General features: G+C 66.4%; 18 protein-coding genes. 7 read left to right on the top strand and 11 right to left on the bottom strand.

The window, feature by feature from the left end; all coding sequences use genetic code 11:
- Positions 1-65: 65 nt before the first annotated feature.
- The 6 genes from NX02_RS18135 to NX02_RS18160 all read right to left on the bottom strand — a co-directional run bounded on the left by NX02_RS18135 (position 66) and on the right by NX02_RS18160 (position 4,604).
- Entirely contained in the window at positions 66-572 is a 507-nt protein-coding gene (locus NX02_RS18135) for a DUF421 domain-containing protein (RefSeq protein WP_025293615.1), read from the bottom strand.
- 47 nt (positions 573-619) lie between these two features.
- Positions 620-1,081 carry an MgtC/SapB family protein gene (locus NX02_RS18140; RefSeq protein WP_025293616.1) on the bottom strand — a complete coding sequence of 154 codons (462 nt, stop codon included), beginning with the start codon at positions 1,079-1,081 and terminating at the stop codon, positions 620-622.
- Entirely contained in the window at positions 1,081-2,394 is a 1,314-nt protein-coding gene (locus NX02_RS18145) for a DUF2254 domain-containing protein (RefSeq protein ID WP_211258228.1), read from the bottom strand. Before NX02_RS18145 ends, NX02_RS18140 begins: the two co-directional genes overlap by 1 nt.
- A complete protein-coding gene (locus NX02_RS18150) occupies positions 2,391-3,803 on the bottom strand; it encodes a L,D-transpeptidase family protein (RefSeq protein WP_245648635.1) in 1,413 nt (470 codons plus the stop codon). The genes NX02_RS18145 and NX02_RS18150 overlap by 4 nt, the downstream gene beginning before the upstream one ends.
- Positions 3,804-3,871: 68 nt before the next feature.
- Positions 3,872-4,159, bottom strand: coding sequence for a hypothetical protein (locus NX02_RS18155; RefSeq protein ID WP_025293619.1), 288 nt, complete (start codon positions 4,157-4,159; stop codon positions 3,872-3,874).
- Positions 4,160-4,232: 73 nt separating this feature from the next.
- Positions 4,233-4,604: a PRC-barrel domain-containing protein gene (locus NX02_RS18160; RefSeq protein WP_025293620.1), complete on the bottom strand. Its 372-nt coding sequence runs from the start codon at positions 4,602-4,604 to the stop codon at positions 4,233-4,235.
- Positions 4,605-4,857: 253 nt separating this feature from the next.
- Between NX02_RS18160 and NX02_RS33920 the strand changes: the two genes are divergently transcribed.
- A complete protein-coding gene (locus NX02_RS33920) occupies positions 4,858-5,091 on the top strand; it encodes a Na+/H+ antiporter NhaA (protein ID WP_025293621.1) in 234 nt (77 codons plus the stop codon).
- 34 nt (positions 5,092-5,125) lie between these two features.
- Here the strand turns inward: NX02_RS33920 and NX02_RS18170 are convergent, their stop codons facing one another.
- Complete coding sequence (locus NX02_RS18170) at positions 5,126-5,434, bottom strand: non-heme iron oxygenase ferredoxin subunit (RefSeq protein WP_084717900.1); 309 nt, start codon at positions 5,432-5,434, stop codon at positions 5,126-5,128.
- Positions 5,435-5,498: 64 nt separating this feature from the next.
- Here NX02_RS18170 and NX02_RS18175 point away from each other — a divergent pair, with 64 nt between their 5' ends.
- The gene (locus NX02_RS18175; protein WP_025293623.1) at positions 5,499-6,464 is read left to right on the top strand and encodes an asparaginase; all 966 of its coding nucleotides are present in this window, start codon (positions 5,499-5,501) and stop codon (positions 6,462-6,464) included.
- Here the strand turns inward: NX02_RS18175 and NX02_RS18180 are convergent.
- Entirely contained in the window at positions 6,453-7,448 is a 996-nt protein-coding gene (locus NX02_RS18180; protein WP_025293624.1) for an FAD-binding oxidoreductase, read from the bottom strand. The genes NX02_RS18175 and NX02_RS18180 overlap by 12 nt on opposite strands.
- Before the next feature lie 70 nt (positions 7,449-7,518).
- Here NX02_RS18180 and NX02_RS18185 point away from each other — a divergent pair, with 70 nt between their 5' ends.
- From NX02_RS18185 to NX02_RS18205, 5 genes are read left to right on the top strand one after another with little or no spacing between them, the layout of a single operon-like run.
- A complete protein-coding gene (locus NX02_RS18185; RefSeq protein WP_025293625.1) occupies positions 7,519-8,304 on the top strand; it encodes a 2-keto-4-pentenoate hydratase in 786 nt (261 codons plus the stop codon).
- Positions 8,305-8,327: 23 nt separating this feature from the next.
- Complete coding sequence (locus NX02_RS18190; protein WP_025293626.1) at positions 8,328-9,488, top strand: Rieske 2Fe-2S domain-containing protein; 1,161 nt, start codon at positions 8,328-8,330, stop codon at positions 9,486-9,488.
- 11 nt (positions 9,489-9,499) lie between these two features.
- Positions 9,500-10,324 carry an alpha/beta fold hydrolase gene (locus NX02_RS18195; RefSeq protein WP_053000674.1) on the top strand — a complete coding sequence of 275 codons (825 nt, stop codon included), beginning with the start codon at positions 9,500-9,502 and terminating at the stop codon, positions 10,322-10,324.
- Positions 10,321-10,584 (top strand): hypothetical protein, encoded by a 264-nt coding sequence (locus NX02_RS18200; protein ID WP_025293628.1) that lies wholly within the window; start codon positions 10,321-10,323, stop codon positions 10,582-10,584. Before NX02_RS18195 ends, NX02_RS18200 begins: the two co-directional genes overlap by 4 nt.
- A gap of 1 nt (position 10,585) precedes the next feature.
- Positions 10,586-11,395: a DODA-type extradiol aromatic ring-opening family dioxygenase gene (locus tag NX02_RS18205; RefSeq protein WP_025293629.1), complete on the top strand. Its 810-nt coding sequence runs from the start codon at positions 10,586-10,588 to the stop codon at positions 11,393-11,395.
- A gap of 22 nt (positions 11,396-11,417) precedes the next feature.
- Here the strand turns inward: NX02_RS18205 and NX02_RS18210 are convergent, their stop codons facing one another.
- The 3 genes from NX02_RS18210 to NX02_RS18220 form a co-directional block, all read right to left on the bottom strand.
- The gene (locus NX02_RS18210) at positions 11,418-12,197 is read right to left on the bottom strand and encodes a transglutaminase-like domain-containing protein (RefSeq protein WP_025293630.1); all 780 of its coding nucleotides are present in this window, start codon (positions 12,195-12,197) and stop codon (positions 11,418-11,420) included.
- Between the two features lie 144 nt (positions 12,198-12,341).
- Positions 12,342-12,866 carry a cupin domain-containing protein gene (locus tag NX02_RS18215; protein ID WP_025293631.1) on the bottom strand — a complete coding sequence of 175 codons (525 nt, stop codon included), beginning with the start codon at positions 12,864-12,866 and terminating at the stop codon, positions 12,342-12,344.
- 10 nt (positions 12,867-12,876) lie between these two features.
- A complete protein-coding gene (locus NX02_RS18220) occupies positions 12,877-14,112 on the bottom strand; it encodes an FAD-dependent oxidoreductase (RefSeq protein WP_025293632.1) in 1,236 nt (411 codons plus the stop codon).
- Positions 14,113-14,127: the final 15 nt, after the last annotated feature.

Genomic DNA, 14,127 nt, shown 5'->3' on the forward strand with positions numbered 1-14,127 from the left:
GATGAGAACGGCGAAACGTTCAGCGAGAGCAGGCCCGGGTATAGCTGCGCGATCGGACCGCCGCCTCACCGCTCGACCGAACGTAGCGCGGTTAGCTCGTCGTCGGCACCCCGTGCGATGACGCTCATGCTGCCGTCAGTCTCCAGCACGACCGCAGCTACTGCTTCGAGCCGACCGTGCCCGGCATTTCTCACAGCGGCGTCGATCTCGGAGGCGGTTACACGCTCCTGCGCCATGGCGCCGCGGCGATATTCGCCATTTTCAAGCAGGAGTCGCGGCTCCGCGCGGACGAGTGTTCGGAACCAGGCGCTCGAGATCGATATTCGCGAGACGAGCCACTGCAGGCTCGCCAACGCCGCGAAGGCGAGCACGCCCTCGCCAAGTGCGACATCCTTGCTGAGCAGCACGGTGGCCAACGTCGAGCCAAGCGCGACCGTGACAACCAGGTCAAATGCGTTGAGCTTTGCGAGCGAGCGCTTGCCCGCGATCCGCAGGACAAGAACCATCGCGGCATAAGCCAGCAGCGAAACGACCGCGACGCGCAGCAAGCCATCAAGATCGTCAAGGAGCATGACAGGCCAACGTTGCGGATACGCATTCGCTCCAACTCGGGGACGCATCAGTCGGCATCGTATTTGCCAGTGAGTGGCGCGCTGACGACCAGGACCAGCAACACGCAACCCGCGAGCAGCGTCGCAAGCCACAGCAGGCCAACGCCACAGATCAAGCCGATCGCACCCGCCGCCCAGATCGACGCCGCGGAGCCAGCACCCTTCACGTAGCTCTCCTCGCGGAACATCGCGCCCGCACCGAGGAAGCCAATGCCGGTTATGACGCCGGCGAACACGCGGCTGAGGCCGAGATCGACGTCAGGCCCGGTGGTACGCGCGGCGAGTTCCATGATCGTCAGCGCCAGCGAGCAAGCCGCCAGCGCCACGATTACGAACGGGCGGAAATCTATGGGTTTGCGGCGGAGGAAGCGGTCAATGCCGATCAGCAGCGGCAACAGCATCGACGCGCCGATGCGCAGCAGCGCTTCCGCCCACGAGATATGGATGGGGGAGAATGTGCCTGTGTCCATCAGGCGACAATCTCCGATGCGGCATTGGCTCCGCCCGCCGCCGGTGCCCGAGCGGTCCAATGCGATCGGTATACGGCGCGAACGCATTCGAGATCGGAGGCAAAGGTCATCGCCGCCTGGCAGCGCGCGAGCGCGTCCGCCGCCCGTACCGCCAGCAGGCCATGTGCAGCAGGCGCCATCACGGCGATCTCGGCAAGCGAGCGCTGAAGCTTGATCGCGACTTCGACGATGCCGGCGCCATCGCGCGCAACAGGCCGGAACAGGTCGTCGAGCAGGTCGTCGATCCTGATTTGAGGAAGCCGGACGTGTGCGCTGTCCGAACCACCAGTCCGGCTCTCAGCGAGCAATGCGGCCATCACCCGCACGCCGGCGCCCAGCACAGCGATCCCGGTTCCAGGGTCGTTGACCGCGGGCGACAAGGCTCGCGAGGCGATTTCCGAAAGGACGATCAGACCGAGCCGCGGATCGTGATCAAACTGGCGATGATGATCAAAGGTGAATGCCTCGCGGATTTCAACATCGCTCTTGTCGTTACCATGTTCGAGCCAAGCGATCTCCCGACCTGGCGTCACGAACGCGCCGGGCGTCACCGCTATGTCGATCGCACAACCGAGCCGCTCGGCGATCTCGTCGAGTGCCTTGAGATCGATGTGCGTGACGTAGCCGATCTTCTCGGGGTGGACCGAACGCCTGCCGCGCGTATCCGGACTTTCGGCGGGCACCACGGCGACCTTGTAGCCCGATCGAGCTATCGCCGCCTGCGTCACCTTTTCCACGCGATCGATCGTGTCGCCGACTCGGCCAAAGCTCGCCAAATGCCCTATCCAGCGCAGCAGCGTGATGACGATGACGGCGATGACGAGGATGGTGCCGGCGAACAGAATAACTCGGCCGGAGGTGCCGTAGATGCCAGTCGACAGCGCGCAGATCCCGACAATAGAGAACAGGAATGCGCCAATGAACGTCGAAAGCGCATTCTGCGCGGTCGAGTCCTCAACGAGCAACTGGGTCGCGCGAGGCGTGATCGCGCCACTCGCGGCGGAAAAGGCCGAAACCATCGCGGTCAGCGAAAAGGTAGTGACCGCCAGCATCGACGACGCCAAGATGCCCAGGATATTGTCTACGGCGTCAGAGCCGATCTTGGTGCTGATCTCATAAGGGATGAAAGGCGCCACGAACGCGGCCAGCAACGCGAGCACCACCGAGGAAATCGAGAACAGCGCCGCGCGGAACCAGATGCGACGCAACAGCAGCCGCATCACCCAGCGCCAGCGCGAGGTCATTCCACCAGCCTTCTTCACCGGCTTGTTCATGGGGCGATATCGGTTTCGTCACTGCGCAACTTAGTGTCAGCGCGTTCGGCGAAGCCCAGCGCCTTTGCGATCGGACCATTCCAGCCATAAGGATCGGTGCGAAATGCCACCTTACCATCCTTGTCGATGAACACGTTGCGATAGATCAAACGTACCGGGATCTCCGTGCTGAGCTGAACGAATTGCTGTTCTCCGCCGCCCCGTGCCGCTTCCCATGCCTCGGTTATTCCCTGATCCTCGGCCAGCATCCGGGCGAAGCCCAAGGCATCCTCCACGCGGACGCAGCCGTGGCTGCGATGGCGATGGCTGCGCTCGAACAGCTCGGGCGCCGATGTGTCGTGGAGGTAGATGGCATGTTCGTTATGCATGTCGAACTTAACCAGGCCGAGCGCATTATCCGTCCCCGAGCGCTGGACGATCCAGCCGCCTCGAAGCTCCATATTGTGACGTTGCAGATAAGCCGCACCGACCCCCGCCAGTTCGCCGTGCTGAATCGACTTGGGAACCGTCCAGGTCGGGTTGGCGACGAGCCGGTAGATCGGCGACTGAAGCGGCGGGGTTTCCGTGCCGGGCTTGCCGGCCACCACACGCCGCGTGTCGACGAGTACACCCTCGCGATAATAGTGGAGCAGCGACGCCGCGGTGTTGACGTCGATGCGGGTAGCCGGCGGCTCTCTTTCCAACCAGCGGCGCCTTTCGAGCGCGACGGCGATCGCCCGCGCCTTATCACCTGCGCCAAGGTTGAGAACGCGCAGCGTTGCGGGCCCCACGATCCGGTCGGCCGCGATGCCATAGTCGCGCTGCAGCGCCTTGACGGCATTCGCAACGCGGTCGGTATAGATAGGCGGACTTTCCGTGTCGGGTGCTGCGTCGGGGGGAAGATATTCGCCCATCACCAACTGCTCGACGATCGCCGACACGCGCGGGTCCGCATCGCCAACCTCAATCAGGCCGCTGCCGATCCCCGGGTCGCCGTCGTCCCTCGGGAGCGCGCGCAGCTCGAGATAGCGCAGCGATAGCCGCGCATATTCCTCATCCCGTGGCGCCAAGGCGGCCAGCCATTCGCGCAGCGTCCCTTCGGTAAGGGCGTTGTCCAGTTGCTTCGCGAGATCGGCGATGGGGCGCGGCAAAGAGTATGGATCATGCAGGTGGGTTGGATCGAGCAGTCCCCTTCCGAGCGCCCCTGCGTAGCGCAACGCCGCAGCGCGTAGCGCATCGTCGGACTCGGCGCTGCCCTCTTCCAGGAACACGACACGATCGAGGCCATGGCGAGCGCGGTCGGCAAGCGCTGAACGCAATGCGAGTCGGGACGCTTCGTCCCAACTGCTGGCAAGTTCGGCCACAACGCCAGATGCCGGCACTGCCGATGTCTGAGCCGCCACCGGCGCGGTGAGCGTGGCGGCCAGCACAGGGAATATCGCACGACAAGCGGCCGGTAAGGCCAGGCGGCGAACGCGATCGGCAGTTATCATCGCGATTATCGCACCGCTGGCGCTTCGTTCGCAATCACTGCGTCGCGGCGCTCCTGGCTCATCGTCGCGGCGACATTTCGGTCGGCTGCCGAGATTGCATCCGCACGCTCTTCGCCGGTCTGGCGAACTTGCTCGGCGCGGTCTTCAAGTGCACCTGCGCGGTTCTCCATCGCGTCGGCGCGCTCGTTGGCAGCGTCCTCGACGCGATCTGCCAGATTATCTGCTGGGCTCTGGTTGCAGCTGGCAAACGTCAATGCGCAAAGCGCGGTGCCGATGGCTAGGGCGATCTTCATCTCAATTCCTTCCTGAACGGGCATAAACCGATGCCTGTCACCACCTTGAGGGTGGAGACGAGGCAGCCTGTCGTCACATCAAGCGGACACCGTAGTAGCTGGTCAGCTGGTCGTCATATGAGCGGTCCCAGCTTGGCTCCCGATCTCGCTGATAGCGTGGGCCATCCTTCAGTTGGGCGATATCACGATCGACGATATAGCCGCCGCGGCGCTCGTCATAGGTCAGCTCGCTCCATGGCAGAGGGAAGTAGTCCTCGCCCATGCCAAGAAAACCACCATAGCTGACGACTGCATGACGCACTTGACCGTCGCGCTTCCCGATCATGAGATGATGCACCGAGCCGATCTGATCACCGTCCCGGCCATATACGGCGGTGCCATCGACTTTTTCGGAAGAGATGGTGTCATGGGTTTCCGTGCGATCGGTGGTCTGCGTATTTTCCATTTATCTGCTCCTGCGCCGCGATTTCCCATGTCAGGTCCAAACGGACCTTCCGGCACGAGCCGGTGCGCGACTGCTGTATTCAGACATCCGCACGAAACGCGAGGGTGCGAACGTTGGGGCGCGTCCCACATGCGGCGCACCTGAATAAACAGCGTCGGGGGTAACAAAAAGCCAACGGGTCGGCCCGCGCATTGTTCCAGTGTTTTCAAGAAAGGGCTGTGTCAATGATCGCCACACTATGTAAATTTGTGGTGTGGCCACGCTTGACAAGGTGGATACCCGGTTCGCACCTGCCTCGCTGCGCGTGTTTCTGGCCGCGCTGGCGATCATCGATAACCTGCGCGCGGTGCTGATCATCCCGATATTCTACACCACTGATTTGCCGCTACTTTGGTTCTCAAGAACTGCCGGATTGGTTCTCAATAACGGCCAGACCGCAACCGATCCACTGTCGGTCATTCTGCGATTTCGATCAGGCTCCCGCTGAATGTCGGCACTTGTGAAAGCAGAACCGGATCCCCCTACCCCAGATACACGATCCCGTTCTCGACGCTGACGGGGTAGGTTCCGAGCGCCTGCTTGCAGGGCAGCGACTTCGCCTTGCCGGTGCGGATGTCGAAGCTGCCGCCGTGGAGCGGGCAGAAGATGATATGGCCTTCCAGCCGCCCTTCCGCCAGCGAGGCGATCGCATGCGTGCAATCATCGTCGATCAACCGGAAGCTGCCCGCGTCGTTGATCAGCAACACCGGATCCGCGCCGGCGGGTTCGAAACGCACCATTTGCCCCGGCGCCACCGCACCGGCCTCGCAAAGCGCAATCTTTTCGGCCATGTCATTCCCTAGTGAAGCATATCTTTGTATTATTGTCATACAGACATGAGCGAGCGGAGCCGATATGTCCAGCCTTCTGTTGATCGATGCCGGCGGTACCATCGCCTCGCTGCCCGATGCCGCGGGTGTTCTCATCGGGCGCGCGGGGTCGGCGGGGCTGATCGACGCCTTGATGCCGGCCGCGCGCGACGGCGTGCGCGAGGTCCAGCTTTATGCGGGGCTGAGCGAGGATATGGGGTTCGCCGATGCGATGCGGATCGTCCGCACCATCGCGGCGGCGGCGCAGGAGGGCATGCACGGCTTCGTCGTCGCGCACGGCACCGATACGATGGAGGATGTCGCCTTCCTCAACGAACTCTTCCACGGCGGCACCGCGCCGGTGCTGTTCACCGGTGCGCAGCGTGCCGCCTCCGCACCGGGCAGCGACGGCCCCGCCAATCTGCATGACGCCGTGGCGGTGGCGCGCGATGCCGCCGCGCGCGGCATCGGCACCGCGATCATCTTCGGCGGCCGCATCCTGCCCGCGCGCAGCGCGCGCAAGCTCGACAGCAGCGGCCCCGAGGCGTTCGGGCCGCACACTGCGGCGATCGGCCGCGTCGACGATCATGGCGTGCGGCTGACCGCGATGCCCCGCCGCGTGCCGGGGTTCGCGATCGAGGATCCGGAGCCCGCGGTCGAGATCGCGGCGCTCGGGCTGGGCAGCGGCCCGGCGCTGGTCGACGCGCTGGTCGATCGCGGCGTGCGCGGGCTGGTGAATGAGGGGTTCGGGCGCGGCAATGTGCCGGCACAGCTCGTCCCCGCGATCGCGCGCGCGCGCGATGCCGGGGTGCTGGTGGGCATCGCGACGGGCTGCATCGGCGGCGGCACCGCGCCCGCCTATGATTCGGGCGCGCGCCTTGCCGCGATCGGTGCGATCGGCGCGCATGACCTCAGCGCGCGCAAGCTGCGCCTGCTGTTCGCGGTTGCGCTCGCCGGCGGGCGCGACGCCGCCGAAGCGGGGCGCCGCGCAACCGCCTGGCTACGCGCCTAGCGCGAAGCGCTCCGCCCGGATCCGTTCGGGCGGAACCCCCTCGGCGCGCAGCACCGCGCGCGCGGCATCGACCATCGCCGGGGGGCCGCAGAGATGATAGCTGGCACCCACGCAGGGATCGCCGGCGAGCAGCGCCACCGCCGTCCCTTCCCGGACGTCGCCCGCGGCCCCCTCGATCAGCGCGATGCGCACCTCCAGATCCGGCGTCTCCGCCTCGAGCGCGCGCAGCTCCCCGTGCAGGAACAGATCCTCGCGCCGCGTGCAACCGAAGCAGAGCAGCATCGGCATCCGCCCGGCCTGCGCGCGAATCATCGCCAGCGACGGCGCGAGGCCGGTGCCGCCCGCGACGAACACGGCGCGCGCCGCCCGGTCATCGAGCGAGAAGCCGCCGAGCGGCCCCTGCAGCGTCATCACCGCCCCCGGCACCGCGCCCCCACCGTCCAGCCAGCCGCTCACCTGACCGCCAGGAACATGGCGAATCAGCAGCTCGATCGAGGGGAGCGCACGCGGTGCCGAAGCGATCGAATATGCGCGCGCCACCCGCAGCCCCGGCGGGCGCAGCCGCACATATTGGCCGGGCTGGAAGCGGAACCGGTCGGGATCGTCGAGCCGGATGACGAGCCGCGAGACGGTCGCCGCCAGCCGATCGATCGCCACCAGCGTGCCGCGGTGGCGGTCGGGGTCGGTCGGGCGCGGATCGAGCGGATAGTCGAGCGCGAAGGCGGCATCCGATTCGAGCCGCGTGAGACAGGTCGGGTAGATCCCCGCCTCCGCCTCGTCCGCCGTCACGATCGCGGGCGCCACCGTCTCGCGCGCGACGCGCCCCTCGGTACAGCGCGCGATGCAGGCGCCGCACCGGCCGCTCATGCAATCCGAGCGCAGCGGCGCATCCGCCGCCATCGCCGCCTCGACCAGCGTCTGCCCCGGCGCCACTGCCAGATCGATCGAGCCGCCATCCTGAAAATGCAGCGCCGCACGGAACATCCCGAAACTTCTCCCTCGACAAGCAGGCACAATGTTTGTCATACAATCATATCAGGAACAGGGGAAGGCCATGGTTGAGATCGCCGCAGACGAACAGGTCGGTGCCGTGGCGCGGCAGCTTGCCGATGCCTATGCCGGCGCGCCGATCGCGCCGGTGGCCGATCGGATCGCGGACGTGGCGCAGGCCTATCGCGTGCAGCTGGCGCAGATCGAGGAACGCATCGCCGGCGGCCGGCGCATCGTCGGCCGCAAGATCGGCCTCACCTCCCCCGCGGTCCAGCGCCAGCTTGGCGTCGGCGAACCCGATTTCGGCCATCTGACCGACGAGATGGTGCATGGCGACAATGCCGCGCTCGCCCATGCCGATCTGCGCCAGCCGCGCGTCGAGGCCGAGGTCGCGCTGATCCTCGGCGCCGACCTCGACATGCCCAACCCGACCGTTGCCGATGTGATCGCGGCGACCGCCTATGCGGTGCCGGCGCTGGAAGTGGTCGCCAGCCGCATCGCCGACTGGAAGATCGGCATCCTCGACACCATCGCCGACAATGCCTCGGCGGGCGCGGTGGTGCTCGGCGGGCCGGCGCGCCGGCTGGACGGGCTGGATCTCTCCGGCTGCGCGATGGCGCTGCGGATCAACGACACGATCGTCTCCGAAGGCCGCGGCGCCGATTGCCTCGGCAACCCGCTCAACGCCGCCGCCTGGCTGGCCGCGCGCAGCCACGCGCTGGGCCGGCCGCTGCGCGCCGGCGAACTGATCCTCACGGGCGCTCTCGGGCCGATGCGGCCGGTCGCCCCCGGAGACGCCGTGCACGCCGAGATCGCCGGGCTCGGCACCGTCTCCGTCACTTTCCGCTGATTCAGATACCCGAAGGAAGAACGATGAACGAAGAGCCGCTGGTCAATCCCGACGTCGTCAGCATGATCGGGGACTGGAAGGGCTATGTGGAAGCGAAGATGGGCTTCCGCAACCACTGGTATCCGGTGCGCTTCTCCAAGGAGATCGACGAGGGCCAGATCGAGGTGATCGAACTGCTCGGCGAAAAGCTGCTGCTCAAGCGCATCGAGGGCAAGGTCTATGCGATGCGCGACCGCTGCCTCCATCGCGGCGTGCCGCTGTCCCGCAAGCCGGACTGCTATACCAGGGACACGATCACCTGCTGGTATCATGGCTATACCTACCGCTTCCAGACGGGCGAGCTGGTCAACATCCTCGCGGTGCCCGACAGCCGGCTGATCGGTCGGCGCAGGATCGTGACCTATCCGGTGCAGGAGGCGAAGGGGCTGATCTTCGTGTTCCTGGGCGACGAGGATGCGGTGCATGAGCTGAAGAAGGATGTGCCGCCGGGCTTCCTCGACGAGGATCTGATGGTGCTGGGCAAGCATCGCGTGGTCAATTCGAACTGGCGGCTGGGTGCCGAGAACGGCTTCGATGCGCTGCACATCTTCATCCACAAGGATACGACGCTCCGCCACTATCGCACCTTCAACTTCCCGATCGGCCACACCCCGCTGCCCGGCGCCGTCCAGGTCGTCGAGGACGCGGATGGCCCCAAGGGCGTGATGGACGATTTCGCGCAGCACACCCCGGTGTGGGACGGCGTGATCGATGGCGAGGTGGTGGTGAGCGGCCCGCGTTCGGCGCAGGTGAAGGGCACATCCGCCTCGGTCGGCACCTCGATCTGGCTGCCGGGCGTGCTCAAGGTGGAAAGCTTTCCCACCGGCGGGCTGACCCAGTTCGAATGGTATGTGCCGCTCGACGGCGAGCGCCACCTCTATGTCCAGACCATCGGCAAGGCCTGCACGACGCACGACGAGCGCATCGATTTCGCCAACGCGTTCGAGGCGATCTGGAAGCCGCACGGCCTCGACGGTTTCAACGGCGACGACATCTGGGCGCGCGAGGTGACCGAGCCCTTCTATGCCGACGATTTCGGCTGGGTCGACGAGATGCTGTGCGAACCCGACGAAACCATCCTGCAGTGGCGCCGCCTCGCCAGCCGGCACGGCCGCGGCGTCCAGCAGAAATCCGACCTGCGCTGAGGGACGCCGCCATGGAGATCGCATCGCATTTCATCGACGTCGACGGCGTCCTTACCCACTATCTCGAAGCGGGGGAGGGTCCGCCGCTGCTGCTCGTCCATGGCGGCGGCGCGGGCGCGGACAGCTGGGGCAACTGGAAGGATTGCTTCGCGCATTTCGCGCCGCATTTCCGCGTGATCGCACCCGACATGATCGGCTTCGGCAAGACCGACAAGCCATCGCCCGAGGCCTATGTCTATGACCAGCCGGGGCGCAACCGCCACCTTGCCGGCTTCATCGACGCGATGGACCTTTCGGGCGTCGCGATCGTCGGCAATTCGATGGGCGGCGCAAGCGCGATCGGCGTGGCGCTGGACCGGCCGGAACTGCTCTCGAAGATCGTGCTGATGGGCAGCGCCGGGCTGCCGATCCCGCCCAGGCCGTCGCCCCATCTGCTCCACAACCTCCACTATGATTTCACGCGCGAGGGCATGCGCAGGGTGATCGGCGGGCTCACCGCGCCGGGCTTCGAACCCGGCGAGGAGATGGTCGAGTATCGCTTCCAGCTGCTCGAGAATGACGAGGCGCGCGCCGCGCTCTCCGCGATCAACGCCGAGACGCGCAAGGGCACGCTCAACTATGACGAGGATCGGCTGGCGACGATCGCGCACCCGGTGCTGGTGGTGAACGGCAAGGATGATGGCGTGTCGATCCTGCCGCGCGCCTATCGCTTCCTCGAACTGCTGCCCAACAGCTGGGGCTATATCGTGCCGCATTGCGGGCATTGGGCGATGATCGAGGCCACGGACGATTTCTGCGGCGCGGTCAATCGCTTCCTCGGCGTCGCGGCGGCATGACCGCGCCGGCGGGGGTCCATGCGCTCATCGAGCATCTCGTCCGCCACCCGGAGGAGCGTGGGCTGGTGACATCCGATCCGGGCGCGCTGTTCGCGCGCTTCGGCGTCGACGAGGCTGCCCAAGCGGTGCTGCGCGACGGTTCGCGCGACGCGATTTCGCGGATCGGCGTCCACGGCAATTACGTGATCAAATGGCTGATCTGGTCGGGAAGGCCCACGCTGCCCTTCTTCGCGATCAGCCATTTCTTCGATCGGAGATAATATGGGCAAGATCGTCGGCGCCTTCGCCATGTCGCACCAGCTCGGTTCGCCCGCGGGGGTCGAGGAACAGTCGGAGCGCGTCTTCCAGGGCATGCGCGAGATCGGCCGCCGCATCCGCGCGCTCGATCCGGACGTGCTGGTGATCATCACCAGCGACCATCTCAGCAATTTCTCGCTGACCACCCCGGCGCCCTTCGCGGTCGGCACCGCGGCGGCGTTCCACCCGCTCGGCGATATGGGCCTGCCGCGCGATCCGGTGCCGGGCGCGCCCGGATTCGCCGAGGGGTTGCTCGCGTTCGCGCAGGAACGGGGTGTGGCGATCGACCGCGCCGATCCCATCCAGCCGGATCATGGCGTGATGATCCCGCTCGGCATCGTCGATCCCGAGCGCCGGTTCCCGGCGGTTCCGCTCTACGTCAACACCGTCTTCTACCCCGAGCCCCGCCCCGCCGATTGCCGCCGGCTGGGCGAACTGGTGCGCGATTATGTGACCCAATCGCCGGACGGCGCGCGCGTCGTGCTGCTGGCGGGCGGCGGCCTGTCCCACTGGGTCGGCACGCCGCAGGAAGGCGCAGTCAACGCGCCCTGGGACCGGGCCTTCTTGGCGGACATGCTCGCAGGCGACCTCGACGCGCTGGCCGCCCGCGACAATGCAACGATCCTCGACGTGGCCGGCAATGGCGGGCTGGAAGTGAATGCGTGGATCGTCCTCGCCGCGGCCGTACCCGGCGCACGCGGCGAATGCCTGTTCTATGAGGCGATGCCGACATGGGCGACGGGCATGGCCGGGGTGGAGATGCGGCTGGGCTGACGGCAAGCGCGCCGCCGCCCCCTCATTCCACCGACACCACCTGGACCGCCTGCGTGATCATCGTTGCTTCACCGAACGCCGTGAGAAAGGCAACGTCGGCAGCGTCGCGCCCGACCCCGATCTTCGCCATGGCCCCCTCGCGCGCCATGCCCGTGGCGTCGAGCAGATGCCATTCGCCGCCGAGAAACACCTCGGCGACCGCGTGAAAGTCGGGCGGCTCGACGCCGTCGGCGTAGACGCTGGCGAAGCGTGCGGGGACACCGGCAGCGCGCGCGAAGGTAATCAGCAGATGCGCATAATCGCGGCAGATGCCGTGGCGGGCGATAAAGGTATCGGCCGCGGTGGTTGCCGCATTGCTCGATCCCGGGACATAGCTGAGATGGTCGTGGATCCAGTCGCGCATCGCGATCACCTGCGCGCCCCCGCTCAGCTCACCGAACGTCGCATGGACGAAGCTTTCGAACTGGTCCGAGGGACAATAGCGCGACGCGAACAGATACTGCACCGTTTCCCCGGGCAGGCGATGCGGCTCGATGCGCGCCAATGTCGAACAGTCGGCGAGGATGCGGTGGATGACGACGGTCGCGCGGTAGTCGACCTGGAGCCGGCCATGCGCGCGCAGCCACAGCCGCTCGCCGATGCCGTCATGCGCCGGCACCCGTGCGGTATGCTCGCACGGTGTCAGTTCCAGCGTGGCGTTTTCAACGCTTTGCTCTGGCAGCGGCGCTGCTTCCAGCTGAAGGAGGAGATCGGTGGGATCGGCGAACGCATATTCGAGATGCGCATGAATCGAGAGCTGCATGCCGCCACAACGCAACGCGAGACAAGATGGGCGCAAGCCCGGACGAGCGGCATATCTAAAAATGCTGATTATCCGGATCGAAGCCGATCGGGATGACCGACCGAAGGCACCGCGGCGCCGGACAAGGGGAAGCCGTGCAGTTCGCTACGACAGATGCGCCTCGCGCTTCTCGAACAGCGCATCGTCCGCGAAGCCGGCGACCTCCGGCCGCCCGCGACCGAGCACGACCTGCAGATAGCAGGGTTCGTCCGTATCGTTCTGATAGCCGTGGATGACGCCCGCGGGGCAGGACATCAGTTCCCAAGGCCCCAGTTCGCGCGACAGGCGATGTCCCGCCTCATCCTCGACGAAGACGGTGCAGCGCCCCTGGAGGATGAAGAACACCTCCTCAACCTCGTGCGTGTGCGGGGCGTTGCCCTGCCCCGGCGGCACCAGCATGATCGACAGCGTGAAATTGCCCGCGGGCACCACTGCACCATCATCATGCTTGCCCGAGGCGCCGGCGCCGATGAAGCGGTGCTGGGCGCGGCGATAGCCTTCGATGCTGGCGTCGGAAAAGGCGTTCCAGTCGGGCACGCGATCCTCGAACCGCGCGACATGGCGGTCCATGATCTGCTCCAGGCTCCAATCGGCGATCTCGGCCGGGCGGGCATGGCGGGCGACGTTCATCTTCTTCTCCCTATTCGATGGCGTTGGCGGCGGCGAAGCTGTCGATCATGCAGCTCCGGCGGATGAAGGCGTCGTGCAGGTCCGGCGTTTCCGAGGCGCGGCGGATCTCGGCGAGCTTGGCGGCGCGGACGACGGGATCCTTCTCCCCAAGCGTCTGCTTGTTGGCGATGCTCTGCGCCTGCACGCCATCCACCTGCCCCTTGCGGCGCTGGCGGGTGTAGCGATCGAGCAAGGGCAGCGCTTCGGCGCCGCGCAACAGGATGTCACCCAGCTTGGCGGCCAGGTTCATCGCATCATGGATGCCGCCGTTCATGCCCATGCCGCCGACCGGGTTGTTGACGTGGGCGGCATCGCCCGCGAGCAGCACGCGGCCCTTGTTGAACGTCTCGGCGATGCGCTGGTGGACGTTGTAGAGCGCGACGGTGACGACCTCATAGCTGCCGGGCTTCGGGCAGAATTTCTGCAGCCGCGCCTCGATCGCCGCGGGCGAGAGCAGCGCGTCATCGGTCTGCTCGGGAAGCGTGGGGCTCACCGCGCGCCACATGCCGGACCCATCCTCGCCGCGCGCCTTGAACAGGTTCATCCATTCCTCCGGGTCGGAGAAATAGTTGCGATTGCTGATCTTCGGCCCGAGCGCGGTGAAATCGTGCCGCGTGTCGATCTTGATGAAGCGTTCGGGCCAGGTGAAGCCGTCGAACCCGATCCCGGAAAGCTTGCGCACGGTGCTGCGGCCGCCGTCGCAGCCGACGAGATAGGCGGCGTCCAGCCGGTCGGTGGAGCCATCGGCGCGCTCGACGATCGCGGCGACGCCGTCTTCGTCCTGCGCGATGCCGAGCAGCTTCGTGCTGCGCTCGATCCGGGCGCCGTCGTCGGCGTTCAGCATGGCCTCGACCGTGTCGGCGATCTTGTACTGTTCCCACTGCAGCACATAGGCGTGCGCCGGCGGCTGCTGCATTTCGGGCAGCGCGAAGCGCCCCACGCGCTCCCCGGTGACGCGATCGAGATAATGGAACACCGGCGAGACGAGCCCCTGCTCCAGCCCCGCCTCGAGCAGCCCGAGCTCTTCGAGGATCGCGATCGTCGGCGGATGGCAGGATGCCGCACGGCAATCGCGTTCCGGAGCCGCCAGCTGGTCGATCAGCAGGATCGGCACGCCCTGCCGGCGCAGCGCAAGCGCGAGGACCGAACCCACCGGTCCCGCGCCAATGATCAAGACGCGGTCACGCGTCGCTTTGTCCTGTCCCATGGGCAGGACGGTAGG

Source organism: Sphingomonas sanxanigenens DSM 19645 = NX02 (assembly GCF_000512205.2).
In the GTDB taxonomy this organism is placed as follows: Bacteria; Pseudomonadota; Alphaproteobacteria; order Sphingomonadales; family Sphingomonadaceae; genus Sphingomonas_D; species Sphingomonas_D sanxanigenens.